Genomic DNA, 24,764 nt, shown 5'->3' on the forward strand with positions numbered 1-24,764 from the left:
ACGCCAACGCGGTTTCGCCATGTCCATGCAATCCAGACTTGTCGCCCTCGCCGCCGCCCTTCTGCTGTCGACAGCCGGCGCGTCTGCCCAGCAGAGCGCCAAAAAGAACGCCGCTTCCCCTGCACCGGCCGCACAGCCCGCGCCAGCTCCGACGCAGCCGCAGGCTGACGGTGCACAGCAAGCCGGATGGGTCGTGCGCTGCACCAGCGTCAGCCGCGACGCGCCGCTCGAATGCGCGATGGAGCAGAACGCGGTGCTGACCAAGACCGGCCAGACCATCGTCCTGATCAACATCCGCATCGCGCCGGACACCCGCACGCCGGTGGCGCTGCTGCAATTGCCGCTCGGCCTCAACCTGCCCGTCGGGGCCAAGCTCCAGGTCGACGAGGGCAAGACATTCGACCTCCAGATCCAGACCTGCGAGAACCGCGGCTGCTACGCCTCGACGCCGATCGCGGCGGACCTGCTCGCGGCCTTGCGGTCGGGCAAGCAGCTGAAAGTCTCCTTCCAGAACATGGCCAAGGAGGCGATCGCGATCCCGATGCCGCTGGGCGATTTCGCGGCGGCCTACGACAAGATCAAGTAAGGACCGTTCCCGTTTCCCGTTGGAGTGGACGCTCTCTCACCTCGTGATTGCGAGCGTAGCGAAGCAATCCAGCAATCTTTCCGCGGAGGCAGTCTGGATTGCTTCGCTGCGCTCGCAATGACGGCGCGGATGCAGCGCCGCCTCTTCCCTCTCACTGCCGCGCCATCTGCGCATTGCCGACGGCATCGCCGTCGAGCTTCTGGTCGTCGTGCATGGTGACGGTGACGCGCAGTAGCCTTCCAGCGAATTCGAACGGCGCCTCGTAATGTGACACGGGGCTGCCACGGTCGCGGCCGATGTCGAGACCGGACCACGAGATCAGCGTGTGGAAGCCGAGCTGGGTCTGGAGCGCCCCCGCCGGCTCGCCGTCGATCAGCAGCGTGTATTCGGTGACGCCGGTGCGCGAACCCTTGGCCGGCGCCTCCTTGCGGACGAGGCGTTCGACGTGCACCCCGAGCCGCCGCGCGCCTGACGACACTTTCCGGTCCGACCGCACGATCTGGTGGCTGCCGCCGATGTTGAGGTCGTGCACGAGGTGGCCATCTCTGATGTAGAGGCTGTAGCCCGACGTCGCGTCGCCATGCGAGATCAGCACGCCGTTTGCACCCGCCTCGTCGATCTCGACATGGGCCTCGATCGTGTAGCTGCGGCTGCGCACATCAGGTGCGACATCGGTCGGCACGTGGCCCATGCCGGCGTGAAAGACGAAATGGTGGCGCGCACCATGGAAGCGTGCGGCGTTCTCGGCGAAGCGCGGACCGAAGCGGTCGTCGAGCGGCAGCACCTTGTGCTTCTCGGCCTCCGCCCACCAGGTCGCGATCATTGCTGCCAGACGCTCCGGCTGCTTTGCGGCGAGATCGTCGGTCTCGGAGAAATCCTCGTCGAGATGAAACAGCTCCCATTTGTCGTTCTCGAATGGCGTCCCCGAGGGATGGAAGGCGACCGCCTTCCAGCCGCCCTGCCAGAGGCCGCGATGGCCGAACATCTCGAAATATTGCGGCGAGCTCTTTGAGGGCGCGGACGCATCCCTGATCGAGCGCGCAAAGCTCTCGCCTTCCAGCGGCATCTGCGGGCAGCCGGCGATCGTGCTGGGCGCCTCGATGCCGATCAGCTCGAGCAGCGTCGGCGTGAGGTCGCAGGCGTGGACGAAGTGGTGCCGCAGCTCGCCTTTGCCTGCGATCTTCTTCGGCCAGTTGATGACGAAGGGATCGCGGATGCCGCCGCCATGGGTGTTCTGCTTGTAGCGCCGCAGCGGCGTGTTCGACGCCATCGCCCAGCCATGCGGGAAATTGCTGTGGGTGTCGGGCCCGCCGATATCGTCGAGACGCGCGAGCTTCTCCGCGATCGGCTCCGGCTTGAAGTTGAACGGCCCCATCGCGTTGACGAAGCCGAGCGGCCCGCCTTCCTGGCTCGCGCCATTGTCGGACATCACGATGATCACGGTGTTGTCGCGAATGCCGGCCGTCTCCAGGAACGCGACAAGCCGTGCAAGATGGCGGTCGGAATGGTCGAGCATGCCGGCGAAGGCCGCCTGCAGGCGGGTGAAGACACGGCGCTCATCGGCTGTGTGCTCCTCCCACGGCTTCACGCCATCGTTGCGCGCCGGCATCCGGGTTGCCTCAGGCACCAGCCCCATCGCCTTCTGGCGTGCCAGACGCCGTTCGCGCTCGACGTCCCAGCCGTGCGCGAATTCGGCATCATAGCTCCTGATGATATCGCCCGGCGCCTGATGCGGCGCATGACAGGCGCCAAGTGCGACCCAGGTGAGCCAGGGAACGTCAGGACGGTCGGCGACATGGTCGCCGATGAATCGGATCGACTGGTCAATCAGGTCCTCGGTCAGGTGATAGCCGTCGGCGTAGGTGCCGGGAGGATCAATATGCGTGTTGTCGGAGACGAGCTCCGGCGCGTACTGGTCGGTCTCGGCATCGAGGAAGCCGTAGAAGCGATCAAAGCCGCGTCCCAGGGGCCAGCCGTCGAACGGACCGGTGGCGCCGCTTTCGGTCAGCGGCGTGACGTGCCATTTGCCGACCATGTAGTTGCGGTAGCCATGGATGCGCAGCATCTCGGCCAGCGTCCCCGCCTCGCGCGCGATCTTGCCGCGGTAGCCGGGATAGCCGGAATCGAAATTGGCAAGGCAGCCGACGCCGACCGAGTGATGATTGCGTCCTGTCAGCAGCGCGGCGCGCGTCGTCGAGCACATCGCCGTGGTGTGGAATCCTGAGTAACGCAGCCCTTCGGCCGCGAGCCGGTCGATGGTCGGCGTTTTGATTGCCGAACCGTAGCAGCCGAAATCGGAGAAGCCGACGTCGTCGAACAGCACGACCAGGATGTTCGGCGCGCCCTCGGGCGGCTTCGGCGCATCCGGCCACCAGGGTTTTGACTCCGCGACCGTCTTGCCGACGGTGCCGCGGAACGGCGTGCCGCTGCCTGCGCTCATCTGTTCCTCCCTGCTCGCTGCGGGAACGGCACGGTTGACCCGCGGCCCACCCACGTCTAGATTATAATCCGAATTATGATTATGATTTTTGCCGGATGCAAGCGCGGATGCGGCCAAGCTCGGACGACCCCGATTTCGACCTGCCCGGCGTTGCCCCGTCGCGCCAGAAGCGCAGCCGCGAGACGACGCTGGCGCTGCTGCGCGCCGGCGCCGACATGCTGCGGACGCGCAGCCTTGCCGAGCTGTCGATCGAGACGCTCTGCACCGAGGTCGGCGCCACCGTCGGCGCCTTCTACAGCCGCTTCGAGAGCAAGGAGGCCTATTTCAACGCACTGATGGCGCTGGCTGCGCGCGACGGCGAGCAGCGGCTCGGCGAAATCAGGCGACCGTCACCGGATACGGACCTCGACAAGCTCTGCCACGTCATCGTCAGCGGCATCATCACCTGGATGCGCAACCACGAGGGCGTGCTGCACGCCGCGCTTCAGCACGACGACACCCGCCCGGACAAATGGACGCCGTTCAAGGCCCTCGCGAAGGCAACGACCGAGCGCGCCACCCCTCTCCTGCTCCCGGCCATGGGCAAGGGACGCAAGGCCGCAAAGACCCGGACCATCGCCTTCGGCTTTCAGGTCGTTCTGGGCACGCTGGTGAACGCGATCCTCAACGATCCCGGGCCGCTGTCGCTTAGATCAAAAGAGATGGAGACGCGGCTCGCCGGTTGCCTGTTGCTGTTGCTCCAGGCGGAGATCAATCAGTCGACGCCGAGATAGGCCTTCTGCACCTGCGGGTCCTGTGCGAGCGCCGCGGCCGTGCCGGATAGCACGCTCTTGCCGACCTGGAGCACGGTGGCGAAGTCCGAGACTTCCAGCGCGAGCTCGATCGATTGCTCGGCGAGCAGGATGGTCAGGCCCTCGCGATGCAGGCGGCCGAAGGTCTCGTACATGGATTCAACCACCGCCGGCGCGAGGCCGAGCGACGGTTCGTCCAGCATCAGCAGCTTCGGATCGCTCATCAGCGCGCGGCCGACCGCGAGCATCTGCCGCTCGCCGCCGGACATGGTGCCGGCGCGCTGGTTGCGGCGCTCCTTCAGGCGCGGGAAGATCTCGTAGACGCGCTCAAGCAAATTGGCCTGGCGTGACTTGTCGTGCAGCGGCGTCGCGCCGAGCATGAGGTTGTTCTCGACGCTCTGCTGCACGAACAGCCGCCAGCCTTCCGGCGACAGCGCAAGCCCCTTGCGCACGATCGCAAAGGCCTTCTGGCCGGCGATGTCCTCGCCGCGAAAGCTGATCGATCCGGAATGCACGGGAATGAGACCCGCGATTGCATTCAGCGTCGTGGTCTTGCCGCCGCCATTGGAGCCGAGCAGCGCGACGACGCTGCCCTCCGGCACCTCCAGCGAGACGTCGGAGACACCGATGAGGTCGCCGTAGCGCACCTCGAGGTGCTCGATCCGAAGAAGCGCGCCGCTCATAGGTCCCGCCCGCCCATCAGCTCGACCGGCGTATGGCCGGCCGCGGCCTTCGCCGCGCGTTTGCCGAGATAGGCTTCGATCACCGCCGGGTTCGAGGTGACCTCGCGCGGCGAGCCGCGGGCGATCTCCTTGCCCTGGTGAAACACCATCACGCGGCTCGCAAGCGACATGATCACTTCCATGATGTGCTCGACGATGACGAGCGTGATGCCGGAGCGGTGGATGTCGCGCACGAGATCGATGGCGAGCCTCACTTCGTGGGCGTTGAGCCCGGCCATGGCCTCGTCGAGCAGCAGCACCTTTGGCTCGGTCGCAAGTGCGCGGGCGATCTCCAGCCGCTTGCGGCCGGGCGTGCCGAGCGAGCGCGCCGGCGCATCCGCAAGCCTGCTCATGCCGACGCGCTCCAGCACCGCGCGCGCCCGGGTCTCGGCCTCGTGGCGATGCGAGGTGCGCAGGAAGGCGCCGATCATGACATTCTCTAGCACCGTCATGCCTTCAAAGGTCTGCGGCACCTGGAAGGTGCGCGCAAGCCCGAGCCCGGCGCGCTGCTCCGGCGCGAAGTCGGTGATGTCGGTCCCCTCGAACAGCACGCGGCCCGACGTGGTCTTGAGGTCGCCGGTGAGGCAATTGAAGAAGGTGGATTTGCCGGCGCCGTTGGGGCCGATCAGGCCGAGAATATCGCCCTGCTCCAGCGTCACGGACGCATCGTCCACCGCCTTGAAGCTGCCGAACGCCTTTGTGATCCCGCGCGCCTCAAGGAGCATGGCCGGCTCCCTTGTCTGCGCCGGGCTTGCGTCGTCCCGTGAACAGGCTGAGCAGGCCGCCGGGCTGGAAGCGCGCGATCAGCACGATGATCGCGCCATACACCACGAAGGTGAGGCCCGCCCCCTTGCCGCCAAGCCAGCTGTTGGAGATCTCCTCCAGCGGCACGAGGATTGCGGCACCGATCAGCGGCCCGAACAGCAACCCTGCCCCGCCCAGCGCCGCCATGATCAGGATCTTGACCGAGATCAGGATGCCGAGCCCGGACTCGGGATCGACGAAGCCGAACATCATCGCATAGAGCGCGCCAGCAACGCTCGTCAGCGCCGCGCTCAGCATGTAGGCATAGAGCTTGGTGCGGCTCGCCGGCGCGCCGAGCGAGCGCGCGGCCCGTTCGGAATCCTTGATCGCGCGCAGGTAAAATCCCATCCGGCTGTTGGTCATCCACCAGGTGATCAGGAGCGTGATCACGAGGACGACCAGAAAGAGATAGTAATACGGCAGCGACGACAGGAACGAGAGATCGAAGACGTTGCGCGGGACCGTCGGGCCGGAAAGACCGACGGCAGCGCCAAGCCATTCGGTATTGGTCACGATCAGCCGTACCGTCTCAGCCACTGCGATCGTTGCCATGCTGAAATAATGGCCGGACAAGCGCAGCGTCGGCACACCGATGATCGCAGCGAGTCCCACCGCCAGCACGATGCCGCCGGGGATTCCGAGCAGCGGCGACAGGCCGAATTTTGCGTAGGAGCCCATCGCGGCATAGGCGCCGCAGCCGAAGAACACGACATGGCCGACCGAGACCTGGCCGGCATAGCCGCCGACTATGTTCCAGGCCGACGCGGCGATGGCATAGAGCAGCACCAGCGCGCCCAAGCGCTGCTGGAACGGCGAGGACAGCAGCAGCGGATAGGCGATCGCAATGGCTGCGACGACCGAGAGCCAGATCAGACGCCGCATCACATCTTCCCCATCAGGCCTTGCGGCCGGAACCAGAGGAAGGACAGGAACAGGACATAGACGACGATGTCCTTGTAGACCGCGCCGATCAGATAGCCCGATAGCGACTCGATCACGCCGATCAACAGGCCAGCGACGAGCGCGCCGGGCACGCTGCCGAAACCGCCGAGGGACACCGTGACGAAGGCGACGATGCCGAGCGTCTCGCCGACCGTCGGCACGATGTAGAAGAAGTTCGCGATCAGCGCGCCGGCGAGGCCGGTGGCGCCGGCCGCGATGGCCCAGGCGATCGCCTGCATGGTATCGGGCCTGATGCCCATGAGCTGAGCCGCGGTCTGATCCTCCGCCACCGCCAGCATTTTTGAACCAAGCGATGTGCGCGTCAGGAGCAGGTGGAGACCGAATGTCACCAGCAGCGCGACGACACCGGCAAGCAGCCGCGAGGCTTCGAGGCGCAGGCCCGCAAACGCATAGGTGCCGCCGACGATATTCGACGGCATCGACAGGAAGTTGGCGCCGAACCACCAGAACACGGAATAGCGCAGCAGCAGCGCGAGCCCGAACGTGCCGAGGATCTGCGCCAGCATCGGCCCCTTCATGATGTCGCGGATCAGGGCGAAATAGACGACGACCCCGACGGTCGCGAGCACCAGTGTCGCCAGCGGCGCGCCGAGGATGGGCCCTCCCCCCATCAGCGTGTAGACGACATAGGCGACGTACATGCCGAGCATGACGAAGTCGCCATGCGCGAAATTGACGATGTTCATCATGCCCCACACCAGCGTGAGGCCAGAGGAAAACAGGGCGTAGACGGCACCGAGCAGAAGCCCGCCGGCAATCACCTGCACGAGAACAAAGGACATGAGCTGCGTTGCTCTGATCAGATCATTTTGGGAAAGGCGGGACGCGCGGTCCCGCCGTCAATCTCACCAGCCCTTGTAGGGCAGCATCGGCGCCTTCTCGGCATTGGCCTTCGGCCACACCGAGACATAGTTCTCGCCATCCTGAAGCTGGATGATGGCGCCGGACGCGAGGACATTCTGGCCCTTGTCGTCGAACTTCACGCCCTTGTAGCCGATCATGAGCTGCTCGGGCTTCAGGTCCGTCGCCTTCAGCGCGGCCTGGATCTTTGCAGGCTCGGTCGAACCGGCGCGGTCGATGGCATCGGCCAGCACGAAGAAGCCCTGCATCTGCCGGGCGACCGTGTCGTCCATCTCCTCGCCGCTCTTCTTCTTGTACATGTCGGCGATGATGGCGGACGCCGAGCCCGGCGGTCCCACGACCCAGGACGAGCGGTTGAAGGCGCCTTGCGAGATCTTGCCGACCGCCTTGGTGAAGGACGGATCGGAGTAGCCGGCATCGTCGGCCAGCAGCACGGGCGGCTTGTAGTCGAGCGACTGCATGGTCTTGGCGAACAAGATCGCGTCCGACGTGTAGCTGATCATGATGACGACGTCGGGCTTCTTGTCCTTGAGCTGCAGCACCTGGCCCTGCAAGTCGGTCGCATTGACGGGATAGGCGATATCGAGCGCGATCGGCCGGCCCTTTTCCTTGAAGGCGCCGGCGATCGTATTGGCGACCGAGGTGCCGTATTCGGTATTGTCATGGACCACCGCGACGCTGTCGGTCTTGGCACCCTGCGCCTTGATGTCGGCGAGGAAGTCGACATAGATCTTGGCGAAATCGGTCGCGATCGGCGTGGTGCGGAAGAACCATTTGAAGCCGCGCTCGGTGAGATTGGCGGCGACCGATTCCGAGTTCAGGAAGGGAACGCCGTATTTCTCGGCGATCGCGCTCGAAGTCAGCGTGACGCCGGACTGGTAGGAGCCGAACACGGCCGCCACCTTCTCTTCCGTGATCAGGCGCAGCGCCTGGTTCTGGCCCGTCGCCGGGTTACCCTGGTTGTCGGCGAATACAGCTTCGATCTTGGCGCCGCCGAGGCCGGCAAGGCCGGCGTTCTTCGCCAGCGGCAGATTGCCAAGCTCAGGATGGGCGTTGTTTATGATGTCCATGGCGACTTCGAGCGCCGCCTTGGCGTGCGCACCGATCGAGGCCGTGCCGCCGGACATCGGCATGATGACGCCGATCTTGATGACCTTGTCCTGGGCCTGTGCGCCGGAGCCCAGCGCAAGAAACATCGCGGCTGCGCAAAACAGCCTGGTGACGTGCTTGAAATTCATCAAATCAGACCTCCCAAAGGGTTTCCCCGACCAAGCTATTTTAGAAGCTGCAGGCTAAGCGCCCGCTTCCGTTTGTTTATGCCTGGTGGATCTAGGATGGCATGCCAGCCGGACACCGGCAAGGTGAAACGGACTTGCGCAATGCTGCATGGGAGGCAGCGAACGCGCCGGCGCGGGCGGCGTTCAAATCCGGCGTCGTCCGGCGCGAACGCGGTAACCCGAACGGCGGATGTCATTGCGATCTGCAGGGGTGGGTTAACACTGCGACTGCGCCAAGCGCGGTCCGCTGGCGTAACCCGGCCCCCGTGTGTTTCCGCGAACGCAGAGGCGGTGGGTGACGCTGTCGCCACCCCACCCTGCGAAGCGCCGTCAGCCGACGACGTCGCTCGCCCGCAGCAGCGTCGTGAAGCCGCCATAGATCATGCGCTTGCCGTCGAAGGGCATGTCGGCGCCCTTGAGCCGCTCATCGGCCATCACCTTCTTGTTGACGGCATCGCGGGTCTCCCGATCACGGTAGACGATCCAGGAGAACACCACGACCTCGTCCTCCTTCGCGATCACCGCGCGCGGAAACGAGGTCAATTCGCCATGGGGCACGTCGTCGCCGATGCACTCGACGTAATCGAGCGCGCCGTGTTCCATCCATATGGTGCAGGCGTTTCGCGCCAGCGCCTTGTAGGCCTCGATCTTGTCCTTCGGCACGGCCAGCACGAAACCATCGACATAGGGCATCACGGATCTCCTTGGGTTGCCTGCTCCAAGGACGAAGCGGCACGGGACGATCCGACACGTCATGCCTCCCGCAAGGTGAGGCAAACTGTCGCGAGGATTTCGTGCGGTACTTCACATTTGAAGCTCGCGGCGCCGTGACATCATCCCGGACGTTTGCGCTCGCACATCGGCGCCCGAGCACGCGATCCTCGACCGCCAGTTCAGCCAGCTCTACTCACAGCTTCCGTACGACTGCTATTTCGTCGCCATGCTCGACTGCTGCCCTTCCGGCGGCATGACACGTGACGGCGGTCCACGCATCCGCGGCCTGACGCCGCCCGACGATATCCGCCACCGGGCGCTGCGGTGGGAGGCAAGCGAAGGCATGTGGGCGCCACGCGAGCTCCCTCCCCTCAACGAGAGTCTGAGCAAGAGCAAGAACGGCGCCGACTATCTCGGCGACAACGGCGCCACGCAGCGGCTCGGGCGCAGCATGGCGCTCCGCACCCAGCCCGACAAGGAATACAACAAGACGCGGGCCGAGCTCGGGCATCACGGTCCTTATCTGCCGATCCTCCTCGAGGCCTGCCAGGAGCAGGAGCCGTCCTATGAATATCGTGACGGCGTCACGGCCAAACTCCGTCGCCTCAAATATAACCAGACGCCCAATCTGGTCGGCGCCAAGAAGCGCGTCAGCGCGAAAATTCCATGGGGCGCGGCAGATGCAGGTCGCGGCCAGCGGCGGGCGCCGAAAAAGCGTGCCGCCAAGACAGGCCGGAAGAAGCGCCGCTAATCATTTCGCCTTGCATCGCCGCACAGTGCATCGCGGGCGCCATGAGTCCGGCCAACGCGCCGAGACCGGCCCGGCCCGGCCAAAGGCGCGGACTGCCGACGGCACGGGCCCGATTCAAGCAGGTTGAGATCTCGATTAATCGCCCGGAACTGGCTGGGGAACCTGGATTCGAACCAAGACAAACAGAGTCAGAGTCTGTTGTGCTACCGTTACACCATTCCCCACCGAAGTGCTTGATATCACAAGACTATCTTCGGACGTTTTGCAAGCCGCAGAAAGAGTTTTGCAAATCAGCGGCCGCGCTGGCGCTCATATAGCCGCGCCGGCGTTCGCGGTCTAGCCCCTCTGTGAGCATCGCAGCTTGTTCTCTCTGCGTTCGCACCATGGAAACGTGGCCACGTCCGCCCTCACGCGCCGCCGCTCCGGCAATCAGCACCAGGAGACCCATGATGCGCGCACTCAACGCCGGCAGGCCGCAGCCGGCGATCGCCCGCACGAAGCGCGGGAGGTTTACAGGCTGATCCGCTGACCTAATCGCCCAAGACCACGGATCGCTTGCCATAGAATTCACCGACGCAATCATTCGGCAGCTGGCCCGGATTTTTGGTCAGCTCGGCATCCATCAGCATGGACGGCTGGACCGATCTCTTGGGGACGACAACATCCAGGTCCTTGGTCGTCCGAAGAAATTGATGCCTCTGGACACTCTCGCTCCAGAAGGTCGCGAATTGCGACTCCTCGGCGCGGACGTATCCCAGCGCGACGGTATCGAGGAGCAAAAAAGAAAGGAGCCCGCAAGCCACCAGGGCCGTCATGCGAACATGGGCATGATGGCCCAGGGAGGGAAGGAAGCGGGCAGCCAGGGCGACGACGCAGCCCCCTCCGGCAAGAAGAAAAACCACCACCTCGTTCCGCCCTCGCGTCGCGAGATCCTCGGCCGTCGCAAAATAGGCAATGACATAAGCGGTGTAGAGACCAGCGAGCACCGCCGCCATGAGCCCAACGATCAAGACCAGCAGCCGCGCCGCCGGCCTCGGTTGCGAAGGCACCACGAACACCGAAAACAACGCCACGAAACCGAGCCAGGCCCACGTCGCAGATTCGGTGTAGTGCCGAACGAGCTCGAGCCACAGATAGTACAACCCCATCGAGAAAGAAGCGGCGATCTTCCCCCCCTCCGGATATGCCGCCATCCGGACCGCATTCCCGGGTGACAAAAGCAGGATCGCAAGTCCGATGAAGGTCGCCGTCAGCATCGCTGCATGGCCCGCCAGTTGCGGGCGAGGATGGTAGAACGCGCGATAAAGGGCGGAACCGGCGACGAGGGCCGCGATCCAAAACGGCGTGAACTCGTTGGCAAGAGCACCCAGGAAGCCGATTGCGGAAAGAACGACGACTTGGCCCGTCGAGAGCACGGTTTCGTTCGCTGCGGACCGCACCAGCTCGACGAGGATGATGATCACGAAGAGGGCGGGAACCATGTAGGACGCACTGCCCGAGATCCAGTAAAGCATCTCCCGCAGACTGATCGCCAGAACGAACGACGCCGCGCTGAGCATTGCCCCCGCCGAAAATCTCTCTGGCCACGACAGGCCGGTCCACAATCGACCAGCCCAAAAAACGCTGACTGCAAAGAAGATGGCCATCCCGCAAATGAGTATGACCGGATAGACGACCACATAATCGGCGCCTGTCACCTTGCTGACAACCGCGGGGGCCGCGATTGCTACAAGCGAGGTCAGTCGGCCCATCTGGTGCAAATAATAGGATTTGACCATTCCGACGAGACCCATGCTGTTGACGCGGTTCGTCACGCAATAATCGTCAGATTCGGGCATCGCATAGAGCGCGATGGACGCGAGCCAGAGCAGGATAAAGAGAGCGACAGAAGCGGCTACGATAGGCATCACGTCCGGCATGCGGCTTCCGAGGCGCACTGGAAATCCCCCAAATCAACAGAGCAAAGCGGCAGCAACGTGAGAGCGAACAGCCCCGAACGCAACCCTCGTTATGCAACGCGGCACAGAAGATCACAGGTTCCGCGGGCAAACAATCGAAAGGCTAGTTCGAGCCGCAGACGCGGACCACGATCTCAGCCTTGCCGTTCGCGATCATCACCTGGCCGTATTCGTCCTGCGGCGGGCTCTCCTCGTAGCGGAGCGGGATCGTGGTGATCGCTTCCTGCGGTTCGCCGCCCGGCTGCTGCGTGTTCACGTCGAGGATCAGGATCTTCGGATTGATCCCCTGCGGCGAGCGCCTGGTCAGCCGGGCCTGCCAGCCATCGGTCGGTACCCTCACGTCGCCAACCATGACCAGCTTGGGCGGCGCCCCCGGCGCCCGGTCGATCCAGGCCTTGAAGGTGTTTCTCAGCAGGACAGTCATAACACGTCTCTCCTTGGCCAAGCTGCGAATTGTCCGCCCCTCGTCCCGACGAGTGGCGCCGACCCTTCGCCTGTAAAATCGTCGCAGCCGGACGGACAGATACCGGGGCCCCCCCGATCACCGCCTCCCCCTCCAACCGGGCTTTCAAGTCCCGGCTGCCGCCTTGGCGCGGATCGCGCTAGCGAGGGCCGGAGCCTCACCGCCAAGCGCCTTCACGGCCGGCAAGTTTTCCGGCCCGCCGACGGCTTTGGAGGCTTCCGCGACCTTGTTGATGTCGGGGACGCTCTTCTTCACGAACGCGTCGATGAAGTCAGCGCCAGCGTACCCGGCCGCCATGACGCTCAGGAGAAATTGCCGGCCGATTTCCTTCGGCTCGACCATCAGCCCCGCGGAAATCCCCGCCACGCAGCCGATCACTATCGACACCAGAAACGCCGACCCGTCGAACACGTCCTTGAAGCCCGCGCTCAGGCCTCGCGCCTGATCGTGCACCTTCTTCGCCCCGCCGATGGCGCGAACGCATTGGCCGGCCATCCCCAGCAGGCCACAGAGCAGCAAATAGTAGATCCATTCGGCGCTCGTCGTGTGTGTCATGCTCCTCTCCCGCGGTTGTCTCTTGCGACTGAGAACGGGCCGATCGGTTTACGGCCGACCGTGCTTTGGCGGCGGAGGAAGCATAGGCTTGCAAGGCGAAGCTGATCGTGAAAGGCGCGTGAATTCGGCGGTCGAGAGGCGTCTCAACGGGTCAAGCGGATCGGTGCTTCCCCCTCGAGCGCCGATGCAGCCGGTCTCCCTGCCCGCGAAGGGCGATTCACGTTCAAATCACGTTGCCAAACTAGGATCACCGTCGACTTTGGGACGTCTACGATCGGCCGGCACGGTCCACCGCTACAGAGCCGGCCGGGACCGCTCCGTTCGCCGCCAATTTCGACGACCTGAAGGAAGCCGATCTGACCTTTTTTCGAACGGCCGGCAATGCCGCCGGCGGAAAGCCAAGGGAGACCGCAATGAAATTCGAGATGTTCGACGTCGAAAACTATGACAAGTGGGGCGAGCTCGTGAAAAAATGGGCTCGCGATCGGTCGTCGCGCCCGACCACCGTCGCCGAATTCCAGGACCAGCTCCTGAAGGCCGACGTGATGGCGAAATATCCCCAGAAATTCACGGAGCTTGTCTTCATCGAGGCGGGCTACGATGACGGCAAGCTGCTGATCAAGCTGCCGCCGGCCGAGCTGCTCAATGAGGCCGAAAAGGAGGTGCAAGGCACCTCCCCTTACCCAATGCCGCCGTTCTACGCGAGCGACATGAAGGACAGCAGCCTGAAGAACGATACCCCCAGCGGCAGGCTGCTGTTCCATTCGAGGCGTGTCGGCGAGTACACGATCAAGTTCTGCGGGTGAGCAGGCACCCGCTCACCATGCGTGATGCCTGAAGCCGACGACCGGGACGCCTGCGCCGCCTATGCCATCGCGCAGGCGCTCCCAATCCTCGCGACGGGCAATTGGATGCGCATGGAGGAGCCAGAGCGCGATGTCCTGGTCGGCGGGCGGCTTGCCGAACCATATCGCGCGGATTCCATCGAGGAATTTCCTGCCCTCGAGGCGGGCCTCTTCCGTCCTGCCGAGATGATACAGTGCGGCCGCCTTCCAGCCCGGGAGCGTCTTCGCCACGTTGTTGGCGCGATCGATCCCCTCGATCGCCTCCAGGTAATTGCCTCGCATGAACTGAAGCACGGCGCGATAGGGCCAGTGCAGTGGCGGCGGCGACCAGAACACCTTGAGAGCTTCTGCCACGAGATCGTTGCCACGCTCGAAATTGCCGCAAAACCCCTGGCAGGACGCTGCCGACAGCAACGTCCAGGGATCGTTGCCGTTGAGCTCGCATGCGAGATCGATGTGGGCACTGGCTTCCGAATATTGCATCAGCATCGCCTGCGACCAGCCGAGGCAGAGCTGGGCCCTGGAATCGACGGGGTCGAGCTGCACCGCCGTTCTCGCAAGCTCGAGCGTGGACCTCGCCTTCGTCAGATCGCGGAACAGGCCGGGAAAGACGAGATGCTCGGTATTGTTCATTTGAACCAGCGCGCTGTAGCTCGGCGAAAAGTTCGGAGCGACGGCGATCGCCTCGGTCAGGAGCGCGGTCGAAGCGCGCCAATGTTCGGCGCTGAAGCTTCCGAAGCTTGCCTGTGCGCGAAGCCAGCGGTCGTAGATGTCCAGGGACACGTCCGGGGCGACGGCCACGCGCGTCAGCCGCTCGGTCGACAGATAGACGTTCACCGAGAGCGCCGTGCGTTGCACGATCCTTTGTTGCACCTGGAACCAGTTCTCGAGCTTCAGCTCGAACGTGTCACTCCAGATATAGACGCCGGTGTTCGTCTCTCGCAGCGTCAGCACCATGCTGATCGTGTCACCCGCCTGATAGGCAGTCGCCGCCACGCTGTAGCGGGACGCTGCCGCACGCTCTCCCGGCGCCACGGGTTGTTGCGCCGTGCCGTCTCCGACATACCACTCGCGGAACTTGGTCAGGCAGGCGATGAGATGATGTCGAAATCCCGTCACGAGGTGGACGCGGTCCGCGCTTACGCCATTCATGCTGAACGGATCGACCAGGATCGCGATCTTGGCCGCCGCCCGGGACGAGGCCGGCGATTGTCTCGGCGCCTCATCGGCCGTCGGACCCTTTGCGCCGTCGCGCTGCATCTGATCGCCCGCAACGGATGCGGCCTCTCCCTCGAATTGACCGTTCTTGATGTCGGCGATCAATTGCTGGGTCTTGGCCGAAGGCTCCATCCCATATTCATCATCGAGGATGTTCCACAAGGTCTTGTAAACTCGGAGCGCCCCTGACAGGTCGCCTTCTTCCGCGCGCGTCTGCATCGCGAAGCGGCACGCCTCCTCGTGGGTCGGGTCGAGATTCAGGATTGCCTCGGCCAGCGCGCGCCTGCTCGCCACGGCAAGTCCGACGTTCCTGAGGCCGGCCTCGAGTGCACGCGAGATGCGATCATGGAAGGTCTGCCGCTTGGCGAGAAGCCAGACACGGAACGACGGGTCGATATCGTCGAGGCCCGCGAGAAGAGTTTCCATGACACCTGGCGCGCTCATCAGCAGCGGATGCGCCTGTTGCGCTTCGGCCTCTCGCAAGGTGTCGAGGAGATCGACACGCAGCCGATCGCGGCCCATTTCGACGAGCATTTTCTCGATCTGCAACCCGTCGTATCCGGCCTCCAGGAACGTTTCCCGCAACTCATGGAGGACCTGACGAAGCGAGGCTCGCGCCTTGTATTCGTCAGACTCGCTCCACAGCAGCCCGACCAGACGCTCACGTGTTTCCTGGTGGCGATCCGTCAATGCCAGGTAGCCGAGAACCGCCCGCGACTTTCGGCTCTTGACCCGAATTTCCCGCCCCGCGAATGCGACGGACAGGCCGCCCAAAACGGAAATCGACAGGTTTTCGCTCGGCTTGGGAATTCCGCCGTCCCTTGCAATGGACTTTGAGAGAGATGCACGAGCGCTCACTTTGGATCCGCCCCGATAAACCGCATTTGGGAATAACAGCAACTATAACAAACTAATTCCATGTGTATAGGCATCGCCTCCTCCGGTCCTGCGCCGAGCGGACACCAGACGTTCGGTCGCGACTTCGGACGGCTCCATCTGGAGTGCCGGCGCGACGATCCGAGCGACGACAACCCCGAACATGGGACGGGTCAGATCGATGGCAAACGTCTCGACGCCTCTGGCTGACAGTCTCTCGATCAATGCCGCAAGCTGCCGCGCGGGCGTGTCCGGGCTGAACTCGACGGTCGCGTGACGGGGCGCGATCGGATGCAGCAGCGTGCAACTCGCAGCATCGATCAGCGTGCTGCGAGCGACGTGACGATGATCATGTTCGTTCAGCCTCGCGTCGCCTCCTTCCCGGCGCTTCTGCTCGACGACGGCATAGGCCAATTCCATCTGGCACATCTCCGTCAGCGCCGAGCGGACCGCATTCTCGACACTCAAACGTGCAGCCAGTCCGCAGGCGAAGCCGCTGCCATCGGCGCAGCAGGAGATCGCGACGATGCAAGGCACCTCCATATCGGTGGTGATCTCGAGCAGCCAGGTTCGCCTCGTCGTGACGCCGCCGCGCGCCTGCGCAACCCAGGCTGCGGCCGTTGCCGCGGCGTGCCCCTCCAGCGCAACCTGCCGCCCGCGAAGGCCGCCGCGCCACCACAGGCTTGCCGCATCCCTCTCGACCAGCTCCAGCATCCCGTGCAACGCAGCCGTCTCGAACGAGGTGCCGGCCGCACAGCCCGAGCTCAGGCTGAATGGCGGCGTGAGCGCGCTTCGCTCGGGCGTGCGGCGCAGGCACAGGTCCGCCGGAAACGGCATCGACCGGCCGCTCGATAGCTGCGTTGCTTCGATCCAATCGACGTTGTTGCGCACCGACAGGCGCATGAACTCGGAGAGGACAGACCGGGATGCGGGATCGAAGGCGGCAAGTCCATCTGCGATCGGGCCCTGGTGAAGACGATCCAGTACGGTCTCGAACTGGGAGAGGTATTCGACCCCTTCTCCGATGCATGATTCGAAAGCCTGACGAAGCGAGAGACCGGCGCCGGATGCGCTCGAGCGCGCCTGATGCGAGAAGGTGGAATCGACGCCGGTCGCACGGATGTCCGCGCCGAAGAACGTGACGCCCGGCGCATCACGGGAGACCAGCTGGAAGACGTCGGAAAATCTGGCCGCCGCTTCGAGCAGTGCAATGCGATTGCGCGTCTCCGACGGCGCCGTCCCGCCCGACGGGAGGTATTCGAGTTTCTCGAGGATGGATTCCAGCTCGCGATCACGGCCGTGCGCTGGCGGGCCCGCCAGGTATGCGGCCAACCGCTCGAACAGATTGGTTGCCTTCGATGCTTCCATCGGTCGGTTCCGCTACCCGGCAGGGTACAGTTTCGATCGACAGCATGCCATCAAGGCCCCTGCGGAAGGTCAAGTAATTCGTGCGATCACGCCGCGACCGTGCGAATTCACGCTGGCTTCACGCCCGCACATGATGATCGGCCCTCGACCGTAACGGGTTAGATGGCCGGTATGTGGAAAAATGGCTTTGTCGTTGCAATGGCAGCGGAATTTTCGTTCGCGGCCTATCATCGACCGATTTCGATCCGACGCAAGGTCCGGCGATGGATCATCGTGTCCCGCTGCGGTCCGAACTCGGAGTTCATCACCATTGCGAGCGCAGCAGGCAAGGTAGAACCGGAGACCGAAGCTCCGATCGGCCTCGCGCCGGTCAACACGGCCGTTGGAATTCTCCTGTCGGAAACCGCGGAAGACATCACGTTCCTGATGCTTCGGCAGCAGCCGACCCATTTTCCAATCGCAGGAACATTCTTCCCGACCGACGGCTACAGCCGGATTTTCGAGTCACAGGGCAGGTTTCGCCTGCGCAGCGAAGGACGCCACGCGCACCGTGCTCGAGGCCTCGACAGCCACGTCCGCAGCGACATGCCGGATCCCCTGCCGAACGCGCAACGCGCAATGGGCTGGCACGTCGAGGCCGTCAGGCACAACTGGGTCGGCGAGTTCTTCGAATGAGGGGCGAGCCCCGCGCTCAGCAGGGGCTCGCGAGGAAGCCGAGCCGACAGCGACCCATCCGTCATTTCCAGAGAAGCGACCGTCGCCTACTCCAGCTTGATATTCGCCGCCTCGATCACCTTCTTCCACCGCTCGGTCTCGGAGGCGATGTAGGCCTTGAAAGGTTCGGAATCCACCGCAACCGCGGCCGCGCCGAGCTCGGCCATCTTCTGCACCGTCTCCGGCTGCTGCATGAAGGCGCGGATCTCGCCCGACAGCTTGTCGACGATGGGCTTCGGCGTTGCCGCGGGGACGAAGAAGCCGTGCCAGGCCACGGCCTCGAAGCCCGGCAGGAATTCGGCGACGGCCGGGACTTCCGGATCGAAGGCGGCGCGCTTGGGCGTTGCAGTGGCGAGCATCGCGAGCTGGCCGGTCTTCACCTGCGGCAGCAGCAGCGGCACGTTGTCGAAGGCAAGATCGATCTGGCCGCTCAACAGATCCGTCAGCATCTGGCTGGAGCCCTTGTAGGGCACATGCACCATCTTGGTGCCGGTCATCTGTTGAAACAGTTCGGCGGCAAGATGCTGCGAGGTGCCGACGCCGGCCGAGCCGAACGAGACCTTGTCCGGGTTCGCCTTCAGATAGGCGATCAGCTCCGGCACGGTGCGCGCCTTGATCTTGTTGGGATTCACCACGAGCACGTTCGGCACGACGCTGATCTGGGCGACTGCCACCAGGTCCCTGTCCGGCTGGTAGCTGAGCTTCGGCCCGTAGAGCGTGGGGTTGATCGCGAGCGCGGAGGTGCTGGCAAGGCCGAGCGTGATGCCGTCAGGCGCCGATTTCGCCAGCCGCGTCACGCCGAGGATCGAACCCGCGCCGCCGACATTCTCTACCACGAACGGCTTGCCCAGCTTCACTTGCAGATGGTTCGACACCATGCGCGCGAAGATGTCGGCGGTGCCGCCGGCGGCGAAAGGCACGATCACCGTCACCTGCTTGGACGGATAGCCGTCCTGCGCCTTTGCCGGCGACGTCGCCAGCAGCACGGCTGACACAAGACCAAGCCACATCGATCTCATCGAGGTTTCCTCTACTATTACTGTTTTGTTGATTGGGTCCCGCGGGCGGCGGAGGTGACTAGAACGCGACCTCGTACATGTTCAGGATCGCATCCCGGCCGAGGTCTCGCGGATTGTTGTCGAGCAGGCGGCGAATGGCGTGCGCCTCGTCGGCCATGACGCCGAGATCGCCCTTGGGCACGCCGAGCGCGGACAGACGCATCTCGATGCCGAGGTTCTTGCAGAACTCGTAAGTGGCCTCGAATGCAAGAATCGGGTCGTTCTGCGCCGGCAGGCCGAGCGCCGCCAGCACCGCGACCGTCTTCGCCTCGACTGCCGGCATGTTGAAGGCCAGCGTGTGCGGGAAGATCACGGCGCAGGCGAGCCCATGCGCGACATGATGGCGCGTGCCCAGCGGATAAGCGACGGCATGCCCGGCAGTGGTGTTCACCGGCCCGAGGCAATAGCCGCCATAGAGCGAGGCTAGGGAGAGACCCGCGCGTGCCTCGCGATCGCCGCCGTCGGCGACCGCCCGCTTGAGATATTGCCCGACCAGCCGCGCGCCCTCGAGCGCATAAAGGTCGATCATCGGATGCGCCTTGCGGCTGGTATAGGCCTCGACGCAATGCGCCAGCGCATCGACGCCGGTGGCCGCAGTGACCTGCTTCGGCACCGTCATCGTGAGATCGGGGTCGACGATGGCGATATCGGCGAGCATGAAGCGGCTCTGCACTGCCTGCTTGTTCTGGCTGACGGGATCGGTGACGAGCGCACGGGTGCCCGCCTCGCTGCCGGTGCCCGATGTGGTCGGTATCTGCATCAGCGCGACGCTGCGGCCAGCGACTTTTTCCGGCCCAACGATATCGGCAAAGGCCACGTCGCTGGTGCAGAGCACGGCAACCAGCTTGGCAAGATCCATCGCGCTGCCGCCGCCGAAGCCGACCACGAGATCGGGCTTGGCGTCGCGTGCCATCGCGACGGCCTTCTCGAGATTGGGCAGGTCCGGCTCGGGCTTCACGTCGCCGAACACCTTCACTGCGCCCGGCAGCGCCAGCGCATCGACGCGGCGCGCATTGAACAGATCGGAAATCACCAGCGGCCGCCTGGCGCCGATCCGCTCGGCGAAGCGCGCCGCGGCGGTGATCGTGCCGTTGCCGAATTCCAGGATGGTGGGACGCTGGATTTCGATGGGCGTGAAGGCGTTGGTCATCGTGCGCTAGATCTCATGATTTGGAGGCGGAGGCGCCAGCGGAGAGCCGCTCGGCATAGTCGATGGCCTCGATCAGGCTGTGCTCGTTGGCAATGCCCTTGCCGGCAATGTCGAAGGCGGTGCCGTGATCGACGGAGGTGCGGATGATCGGCAGGCCCAGCGTGATGTTGACGCCGGAGAGCTCCTGCCAGCGGCCGGTCGCGGGATCAACCTGGAAGCCCAGCAGTTTGACCGGGATGTGCCCCTGGTCGTGATACATCGCGACCGCAGCATCGTACTGGCCGGCGCGCAGCTTGACGAAGATGGTGTCGCCGGGCACCGGGCCGACGACGTCGAGGCCATCGGCGACGGCCTTGGCAATCGTCGGTGCCGAAACGTCGATATCCTGCCGGCCGAACAGACCGCCCTCGCCGGCATGCGGATTGAGCGCGGCGATCGCAATCTTCGGTTTGGCGATACCGAGCCGCAGCAAGGCCTCGTTGGTGAGATCGATCACCATGCGCAGACGCTCCGGCGTCAGGCGCTTCGGCACGTCTTCAAGCGCCACGTGGGTCGAGACATGGCTGACGCGCATGTTGCCGTGGGCGAGCAGCATCACCGAGCCGCGCACGCCGGTGAGGTGCGCCAGCATCTCGGTATGGCCAGGGAAATGATAGCCGGCCTTGTTGAGTGCTTCCTTGTTGAGCGGCGCGGTGACAATCGCGGAGGTCCGCCCGGCCTGGGTCAGGCGCACGCCCTGCTCGATCGCCTTGTAGGCAAAGCGGCCGCCATCGGCGCTCAAGACGCCGGGCTTGATCGGGGTGCCCTCGACATCCGCCTGGAGGAAACAGAGGTTCGGCCAGTCAGCATCGTCAGCACGCACCTCCGGAATCGCAACGGCAGCGCCGAGCGCGGCCTTGGCACCATCGAGCGCCGCGCCGCTGCCGATGATCAGGATCCGCAGATCGCCTTTCGCGATCCGGTCCTTCAGCCCGACGCAGGCCTTGACGATGATCTCCGGGCCGATCCCGGCCGGATCGCCCATGGTGATGGCAAGATGACGAGAGGTCATGTCGGGCTCCCAGTATTGAGCAAATGATTGTCCCGGAGCAGATCGCGCCACAGCTCGCTGGGGCCGAACGCGCCGGACTTCGAGATGATGTCGACGCCGGCCCAGCGACCGCCTTGCAGTACCGAGCGCGGCAGCCCCGGTACGATACGCCCCCTCACCTGGAGCGCATGCGCGCCGAGCGCAACGCATACGGCCTTCAAGGTCTCGCCGCCAGCAACGATCAAGGTTCCGGGCGGATCGAGCGCCGAAATCAGCGTCGTCAGCTCGCGCGCGATCCGCTGCGCGGCCTCGACGCGCGAAAGGCCATCCGCGAGCGCGAATTTCACCAGCGCCACGCCATCGTCAGCCAGCTTGCGTTGAACGCCTGCGCCCCCCTCACCTTCGGCCAACGCGATGGTGGCTTCGCCACATGCTGCGAGCTGGGAGGCGGTGGTGGCCTGGTCGGAACCGAACAGCCCCAGCACCGGCCGCTTCAGCCGGCTCGGCGCATCGGCGCGATCGCTGCGGGCGAGTGCACCGGCGAGCCCGCCGCTTCCGCACCACAGCACCGGCCCCGGCATCTGCCGCGCCATCTCGACGATGCGATCGAGCTCGACGTCGTTCTCGGCATCGAAGACCTGAACACCGCCTTGCGACAGCGTATCGGCCCGGCCCTGCCGTGCTTCGATGCCCTCGAGCTGCAGTTGAGCCAGCAGATTGTCACCGACGCGATGCCAGTCGCCCTGGACCGTACGCGCAAATTGCTGGCCGCCCACGGTGCGGCGTCCCTGATAGTCGAAGGCTGGTGCGACCACGCATGACGCCCAAGGGCCGCTGCGCAGGCAGGCGCCGAGCTCGGCCGCCCAGGCACCGCGGAGCAGGCTGTCGACCTTCTTGTAGGCGATGGTCCCACCCTGAAGCTGCGGCGCCAGCCGTCCGACGATCTCGACGCTGTCGGCTTTCGACCGCTCGCGGGTGCCGCTGTCGATCGCGAGGCTTTGCGTGCCCGGAGTCGCGGGCGAATCCGCCCAGGTGACGTCGAATGGTCCGCACAGGCCGACGAACTCCGCCGCGGTGTCGAGTGCGCCGGTGAGATCGTCGGCAAGCAGGCGCACGACCGTCATTGTCATGCTGCTCCCGCGCCAAAGATCTTGCCGGGGTTCATCAGGCCATTCGGATCGAGCAAGCGTTTGATGCCACGCATCAGCTCGATATCGAGCGGATCGGCGACACGGGCCAGCCGGACGCGATTGGTGATCCCGATGCCGTGCTCGGCACTGATCGCCCCGCACTGCGCTGCGGTCTCGTCGTCGACGATCTCATTGATTTGCGCCACCAGGGCGGCCGTCGTCGCCGGCTCCTGACAATGCGCACGGTCGATCAGGGCGATCACGTGGATGTTGCCGTCGCCGATATGGCCATGCATCACCACGCGGGCATGCGGTACCGCGGCCATGATCCGCGCCTCGACATTGGTGACGAAGTCCGCCTGGCGCTCCAGCGGCACAACGCTGTCGTGCGAGACGACATAGCCGCTGCGCTTGTTGCCTTCGGACACGCTGTGCCTGACCGCCCAGATCGCTTTCGCCTGCGCGAGGTTGGAGGTCAGGATGACGTCTTCGGCGATACCGGCCTCCATCGCATCCGCCAGAGCCGTGGCGAGCGGCTCGTCGAGATCGACGCCCGCAAGCGTGTCCGTCAACTCGACGATCAGGTACCACGGCGTCGTCAGCGCGAACGGGATCGTGACATGCGGCACGGTCTCCGCGATCGCCTCGATCTGCGAGCGCGACATGATTTCGAGGCTGCCGAGCCGGTCGCCGACCACACCGCGCAGGCGCTGCATGATCTCGAGTGCCTGCGCGACACCCCGCAATTTCACCAGCGCCAGCGCCGAGCTGCGCGGCGGCGAAAACAGTTTCAGCACCGCCGCGGTGACGATGCCGAGCGTCCCTTCCGCGCCGATGAAGAGCTGCTTGAGCGCGTAACCCGTGTTGTCCTTGCGTAGCGCGCGCAGGCCGTTGAAGATACGCCCGTCGGGCAGCACGGCTTCGAGCCCGAGCACGAGATCGCGCGTCGGGCCGTAGCGCAGCACGGCCGTGCCGCCGGCATTGGTCGAGATATTGCCGCCGATCTGGCAGGAACCTTCGGCACCCAGGCTCAGGGGAAAATAGCGATCGACGCTACGCGCCGCATTCTGGACCTCGGCGAGAATGCAGCCGGCCTCGACCGTGATCGTACTGGCGAGCGGACTGACGTCGCGCACCGCTCGCATGCGGTCGAGCCGGATCACGACATTGCCAGCGTGATCGTCCGGAGTCGCGGCTCCGCACATGCCGGTGTTGCCGCCTTGCGGCACGATCGCAAGGCGCCTGTCGACACAGTATTTGACGACGGAGGCGACCTCGGCAGTCGAGACGGGCTTCACCACCGCGACAGCGCGGCCGCGATAGCGCCCGCGCCAGTCCACCACATAGGGCTCCTGGTCGACTCCGGACGCGATGACGTGCTTGTCGCCGACGATCGCGGCGAGCCCGGCCAATGCATCCTGGAATGAGTCGGACATCAGATCGCCTCGTCGTCCGTACCGAGCTTAGGCGGAGGCTGCGAATGCCGCAGCATTCGCAAGCAGCTCTTTCAGCTGGTCCGGCAGCAGGGACTCCAGCGGCGGCCGCAGGCGCTGCCAACCGGCATGCTTGGTGCGATCGGCCGCAAGCGCCTTCAGCGAGGCCATCTGCGGAAATTGCGAGACCAGCTCGCGCGCCTTCACGATGCGCGCCTGCGCCGCCTTGAGCGCCGGATCGTCGTCGCTGTTGCCAAAGTGCTTGAAGACATAGGCAAGACTGCGCGCGACGACATTGGAGGTCGCGGTTATGCAGCCCGCGCCGCCCTTGCGCAGCAGCGGCAGCATCAATGGATCGGCGCCGCCCAGGACAGCGAAGCCCGGAAACCGCTCGACCATCGCCGTCATGTTGGCGAAGTCGCCGGACGAATCCTTGATGCCGGTGAACGTCGCCGGATAGACCTTGCGCAGCCGCTCGATCAGTGCATGCGAGATCGGTTGCGCCGACATCTGCGGGTAGTGATAGAGGACGACTTTCAGGCGCGCATCACCGATACGCTGAACCACCTCGCTGTAGGAGGCGAAGATGCCGTCATCGGTGACGTTCTTGTAGTAGAACGGCGGCAGCATCACCACGGTGTCGACGCCGACCGAGAGCGCGTGGCGCGTCAGCGCGGTGGTATCGCTGAGCGCGGCAACGCCGGTGCCGGGCAAAAGCCGCCGCGGCGCGATGCCGGCGGCCACCACCGCCTCGAGCAGCGCCGAGCGTTCGGCCACCGAAAAGGAGTTCGCCTCACCCGTCGTGCCCAGCATCGCGATGCCGTCGCAGCCTTCGTCGAGCAGATAGCGACAATGGTCCACGAAGCGCGCATGATCGGGAGCAAGCTCGGCGTCGAGCGGCGTCAACGCGGCGGAGAACACGCCATGAGGGTGCAGCGATGATGTCGACAAAACTTCCTCCGATCGTCAGAACGATATTGTTCGGAATGCGAACATTTGTTATTTGCTGATGCAGTCGTAAAATCAGCTCGGCCCGACGTCAAGGGCATGGCTGTCA

General features: G+C 64.7%; 23 protein-coding genes and 1 tRNA gene. 5 read left to right on the plus strand and 19 right to left on the minus strand.

What is annotated here, in order from left to right; genetic code table 11:
* The first annotated feature begins 19 nt into the window (after positions 1–19).
* The gene (locus OWC48_RS00290; protein WP_282518127.1) at positions 20–586 is read left to right on the plus strand and encodes an invasion associated locus B family protein; all 567 of its coding nucleotides are present in this window, start codon (positions 20–22) and stop codon (positions 584–586) included.
* A gap of 151 nt (positions 587–737) precedes the next feature.
* Here the strand turns inward: OWC48_RS00290 and OWC48_RS00295 are convergent, their stop codons facing one another.
* The gene (locus OWC48_RS00295; protein WP_282518128.1) at positions 738–3,026 is read right to left on the minus strand and encodes an arylsulfatase; all 2,289 of its coding nucleotides are present in this window, start codon (positions 3,024–3,026) and stop codon (positions 738–740) included.
* Positions 3,027–3,133: 107 nt separating this feature from the next.
* On the opposite strand from OWC48_RS00295, the gene OWC48_RS00300 reads away from it, so the two are divergent.
* Positions 3,134–3,799, plus strand: coding sequence for a TetR/AcrR family transcriptional regulator (locus tag OWC48_RS00300; protein WP_282518129.1), 666 nt, complete (start codon positions 3,134–3,136; stop codon positions 3,797–3,799).
* On the opposite strand, the gene OWC48_RS00305 is transcribed toward OWC48_RS00300, so the two are convergent.
* The 6 genes from OWC48_RS00305 to OWC48_RS00330 all read right to left on the minus strand — a co-directional run bounded on the left by OWC48_RS00305 (position 3,781) and on the right by OWC48_RS00330 (position 9,137).
* Positions 3,781–4,500: an ABC transporter ATP-binding protein gene (locus OWC48_RS00305; protein ID WP_014496007.1), complete on the minus strand. Its 720-nt coding sequence runs from the start codon at positions 4,498–4,500 to the stop codon at positions 3,781–3,783. The two genes, OWC48_RS00300 and OWC48_RS00305, sit on opposite strands and share 19 nt — an antisense overlap.
* Entirely contained in the window at positions 4,497–5,264 is a 768-nt protein-coding gene (locus OWC48_RS00310) for an ABC transporter ATP-binding protein (RefSeq protein WP_071914964.1), read from the minus strand. The genes OWC48_RS00305 and OWC48_RS00310 overlap by 4 nt, the downstream gene beginning before the upstream one ends.
* A complete protein-coding gene (locus OWC48_RS00315; protein WP_282518130.1) occupies positions 5,254–6,225 on the minus strand; it encodes a branched-chain amino acid ABC transporter permease in 972 nt (323 codons plus the stop codon). Before OWC48_RS00315 ends, OWC48_RS00310 begins: the two co-directional genes overlap by 11 nt.
* Positions 6,225–7,088 carry a branched-chain amino acid ABC transporter permease gene (locus OWC48_RS00320; RefSeq protein ID WP_282518131.1) on the minus strand — a complete coding sequence of 288 codons (864 nt, stop codon included), beginning with the start codon at positions 7,086–7,088 and terminating at the stop codon, positions 6,225–6,227. The genes OWC48_RS00315 and OWC48_RS00320 overlap by 1 nt, the downstream gene beginning before the upstream one ends.
* Positions 7,089–7,151: 63 nt before the next feature.
* The gene (locus OWC48_RS00325) at positions 7,152–8,405 is read right to left on the minus strand and encodes an ABC transporter substrate-binding protein (protein ID WP_282518132.1); all 1,254 of its coding nucleotides are present in this window, start codon (positions 8,403–8,405) and stop codon (positions 7,152–7,154) included.
* Between the two features lie 369 nt (positions 8,406–8,774).
* Positions 8,775–9,137, minus strand: coding sequence for a DUF1428 domain-containing protein (locus tag OWC48_RS00330; protein WP_282518133.1), 363 nt, complete (start codon positions 9,135–9,137; stop codon positions 8,775–8,777).
* Between the two features lie 247 nt (positions 9,138–9,384).
* Here OWC48_RS00330 and OWC48_RS00335 point away from each other — a divergent pair, with 247 nt between their 5' ends.
* Positions 9,385–9,909, plus strand: a complete 525-nt coding sequence (locus tag OWC48_RS00335) for a hypothetical protein (RefSeq protein ID WP_282518134.1) — start codon at positions 9,385–9,387, stop codon at positions 9,907–9,909.
* Positions 9,910–10,059: 150 nt separating this feature from the next.
* Here OWC48_RS00335 and OWC48_RS00340 read toward each other — a convergent pair.
* The 4 genes from OWC48_RS00340 to OWC48_RS00355 form a co-directional block, all read right to left on the minus strand.
* Positions 10,060–10,133 (minus strand) — tRNA-Gln (locus OWC48_RS00340).
* A gap of 306 nt (positions 10,134–10,439) precedes the next feature.
* A complete protein-coding gene (locus OWC48_RS00345; protein ID WP_282518135.1) occupies positions 10,440–11,828 on the minus strand; it encodes a DUF6056 family protein in 1,389 nt (462 codons plus the stop codon).
* A 142-nt stretch (positions 11,829–11,970) separates the two neighbouring features.
* Entirely contained in the window at positions 11,971–12,291 is a 321-nt protein-coding gene (locus OWC48_RS00350; protein WP_282518136.1) for a hypothetical protein, read from the minus strand.
* Positions 12,292–12,435: 144 nt separating this feature from the next.
* The gene (locus OWC48_RS00355) at positions 12,436–12,885 is read right to left on the minus strand and encodes a hypothetical protein (RefSeq protein ID WP_282518137.1); all 450 of its coding nucleotides are present in this window, start codon (positions 12,883–12,885) and stop codon (positions 12,436–12,438) included.
* Positions 12,886–13,298: 413 nt separating this feature from the next.
* Here OWC48_RS00355 and OWC48_RS00360 point away from each other — a divergent pair, with 413 nt between their 5' ends.
* The gene (locus tag OWC48_RS00360; protein WP_282518138.1) at positions 13,299–13,691 is read left to right on the plus strand and encodes a hypothetical protein; all 393 of its coding nucleotides are present in this window, start codon (positions 13,299–13,301) and stop codon (positions 13,689–13,691) included.
* A 12-nt stretch (positions 13,692–13,703) separates the two neighbouring features.
* On the opposite strand, the gene OWC48_RS00365 is transcribed toward OWC48_RS00360, so the two are convergent.
* Both OWC48_RS00365 and OWC48_RS00370 read right to left on the minus strand, forming a co-directional pair.
* Positions 13,704–15,638, minus strand: a complete 1,935-nt coding sequence (locus OWC48_RS00365; protein ID WP_282518139.1) for a BTAD domain-containing putative transcriptional regulator — start codon at positions 15,636–15,638, stop codon at positions 13,704–13,706.
* 210 nt (positions 15,639–15,848) lie between these two features.
* Positions 15,849–17,192: a YcaO-like family protein gene (locus OWC48_RS00370; protein ID WP_282518140.1), complete on the minus strand. Its 1,344-nt coding sequence runs from the start codon at positions 17,190–17,192 to the stop codon at positions 15,849–15,851.
* Positions 17,193–17,465: 273 nt separating this feature from the next.
* Here OWC48_RS00370 and OWC48_RS00375 point away from each other — a divergent pair, with 273 nt between their 5' ends.
* Positions 17,466–17,867 (plus strand): hypothetical protein, encoded by a 402-nt coding sequence (locus OWC48_RS00375; RefSeq protein WP_282518141.1) that lies wholly within the window; start codon positions 17,466–17,468, stop codon positions 17,865–17,867.
* Between the two features lie 86 nt (positions 17,868–17,953).
* Here OWC48_RS00375 and OWC48_RS00380 read toward each other — a convergent pair whose 3' ends face one another.
* The 6 genes from OWC48_RS00380 to OWC48_RS00405 are packed head-to-tail and all read right to left on the minus strand — an operon-like array spanning position 17,954 to position 24,658.
* A complete protein-coding gene (locus OWC48_RS00380) occupies positions 17,954–18,925 on the minus strand; it encodes a tripartite tricarboxylate transporter substrate binding protein (protein ID WP_282518142.1) in 972 nt (323 codons plus the stop codon).
* 58 nt (positions 18,926–18,983) lie between these two features.
* Positions 18,984–20,114: an iron-containing alcohol dehydrogenase gene (locus OWC48_RS00385; RefSeq protein WP_282518143.1), complete on the minus strand. Its 1,131-nt coding sequence runs from the start codon at positions 20,112–20,114 to the stop codon at positions 18,984–18,986.
* A gap of 13 nt (positions 20,115–20,127) precedes the next feature.
* Complete coding sequence (gene pdxA, locus OWC48_RS00390; protein WP_282518144.1) at positions 20,128–21,165, minus strand: 4-hydroxythreonine-4-phosphate dehydrogenase PdxA; 1,038 nt, start codon at positions 21,163–21,165, stop codon at positions 20,128–20,130.
* Positions 21,162–22,268 (minus strand): four-carbon acid sugar kinase family protein, encoded by a 1,107-nt coding sequence (locus OWC48_RS00395; RefSeq protein WP_282518940.1) that lies wholly within the window; start codon positions 22,266–22,268, stop codon positions 21,162–21,164. Before OWC48_RS00395 ends, pdxA begins: the two co-directional genes overlap by 4 nt.
* Before the next feature lie 2 nt (positions 22,269–22,270).
* Entirely contained in the window at positions 22,271–23,710 is a 1,440-nt protein-coding gene (locus tag OWC48_RS00400) for an FAD-binding oxidoreductase (RefSeq protein ID WP_282518145.1), read from the minus strand.
* 27 nt (positions 23,711–23,737) lie between these two features.
* A complete protein-coding gene (locus tag OWC48_RS00405) occupies positions 23,738–24,658 on the minus strand; it encodes a dihydrodipicolinate synthase family protein (RefSeq protein ID WP_282518146.1) in 921 nt (306 codons plus the stop codon).
* Positions 24,659–24,764 lie beyond the last annotated feature (106 nt).

This window comes from Bradyrhizobium sp. Arg816, from assembly GCF_029989365.1.
Lineage (GTDB): Bacteria > Pseudomonadota > Alphaproteobacteria > Rhizobiales > Xanthobacteraceae > Bradyrhizobium.

Excerpts from the sequence above, each read along its gene's own strand:
- OWC48_RS00290 (WP_282518127.1), top strand. The coding sequence starts at position 20 with ATGTCCATGCAATCCAGACTTGTCGCCCTCGCCGCCGCCCTTCTGCTG.
- OWC48_RS00295 (WP_282518128.1), bottom strand. The coding sequence starts at position 3,026 with ATGAGCGCAGGCAGCGGCACGCCGTTCCGCGGCACCGTCGGCAAGACG.
- OWC48_RS00300 (WP_282518129.1), top strand. The coding sequence starts at position 3,134 with ATGCGGCCAAGCTCGGACGACCCCGATTTCGACCTGCCCGGCGTTGCC.
- OWC48_RS00305 (WP_014496007.1), bottom strand. The coding sequence starts at position 4,500 with ATGAGCGGCGCGCTTCTTCGGATCGAGCACCTCGAGGTGCGCTACGGC.
- OWC48_RS00310 (WP_071914964.1), bottom strand. The coding sequence starts at position 5,264 with ATGCTCCTTGAGGCGCGCGGGATCACAAAGGCGTTCGGCAGCTTCAAG.
- OWC48_RS00315 (WP_282518130.1), bottom strand. The coding sequence starts at position 6,225 with ATGCGGCGTCTGATCTGGCTCTCGGTCGTCGCAGCCATTGCGATCGCC.
- OWC48_RS00320 (WP_282518131.1), bottom strand. The coding sequence starts at position 7,088 with ATGTCCTTTGTTCTCGTGCAGGTGATTGCCGGCGGGCTTCTGCTCGGT.
- OWC48_RS00325 (WP_282518132.1), bottom strand. The coding sequence starts at position 8,405 with ATGAATTTCAAGCACGTCACCAGGCTGTTTTGCGCAGCCGCGATGTTT.
- OWC48_RS00330 (WP_282518133.1), bottom strand. The coding sequence starts at position 9,137 with ATGCCCTATGTCGATGGTTTCGTGCTGGCCGTGCCGAAGGACAAGATC.
- OWC48_RS00335 (WP_282518134.1), top strand. The coding sequence starts at position 9,385 with ATGCTCGACTGCTGCCCTTCCGGCGGCATGACACGTGACGGCGGTCCA.
- OWC48_RS00345 (WP_282518135.1), bottom strand. The coding sequence starts at position 11,828 with ATGCCGGACGTGATGCCTATCGTAGCCGCTTCTGTCGCTCTCTTTATC.
- OWC48_RS00350 (WP_282518136.1), bottom strand. The coding sequence starts at position 12,291 with ATGACTGTCCTGCTGAGAAACACCTTCAAGGCCTGGATCGACCGGGCG.
- OWC48_RS00355 (WP_282518137.1), bottom strand. The coding sequence starts at position 12,885 with ATGACACACACGACGAGCGCCGAATGGATCTACTATTTGCTGCTCTGT.
- OWC48_RS00360 (WP_282518138.1), top strand. The coding sequence starts at position 13,299 with ATGAAATTCGAGATGTTCGACGTCGAAAACTATGACAAGTGGGGCGAG.
- OWC48_RS00370 (WP_282518140.1), bottom strand. The coding sequence starts at position 17,192 with ATGGAAGCATCGAAGGCAACCAATCTGTTCGAGCGGTTGGCCGCATAC.
- OWC48_RS00380 (WP_282518142.1), bottom strand. The coding sequence starts at position 18,925 with ATGAGATCGATGTGGCTTGGTCTTGTGTCAGCCGTGCTGCTGGCGACG.
- OWC48_RS00385 (WP_282518143.1), bottom strand. The coding sequence starts at position 20,114 with ATGACCAACGCCTTCACGCCCATCGAAATCCAGCGTCCCACCATCCTG.
- pdxA (WP_282518144.1), bottom strand. The coding sequence starts at position 21,165 with ATGACCTCTCGTCATCTTGCCATCACCATGGGCGATCCGGCCGGGATC.
- OWC48_RS00395 (WP_282518940.1), bottom strand. The coding sequence starts at position 22,268 with ATGACGGTCGTGCGCCTGCTTGCCGACGATCTCACCGGCGCACTCGAC.
- OWC48_RS00400 (WP_282518145.1), bottom strand. The coding sequence starts at position 23,710 with ATGTCCGACTCATTCCAGGATGCATTGGCCGGGCTCGCCGCGATCGTC.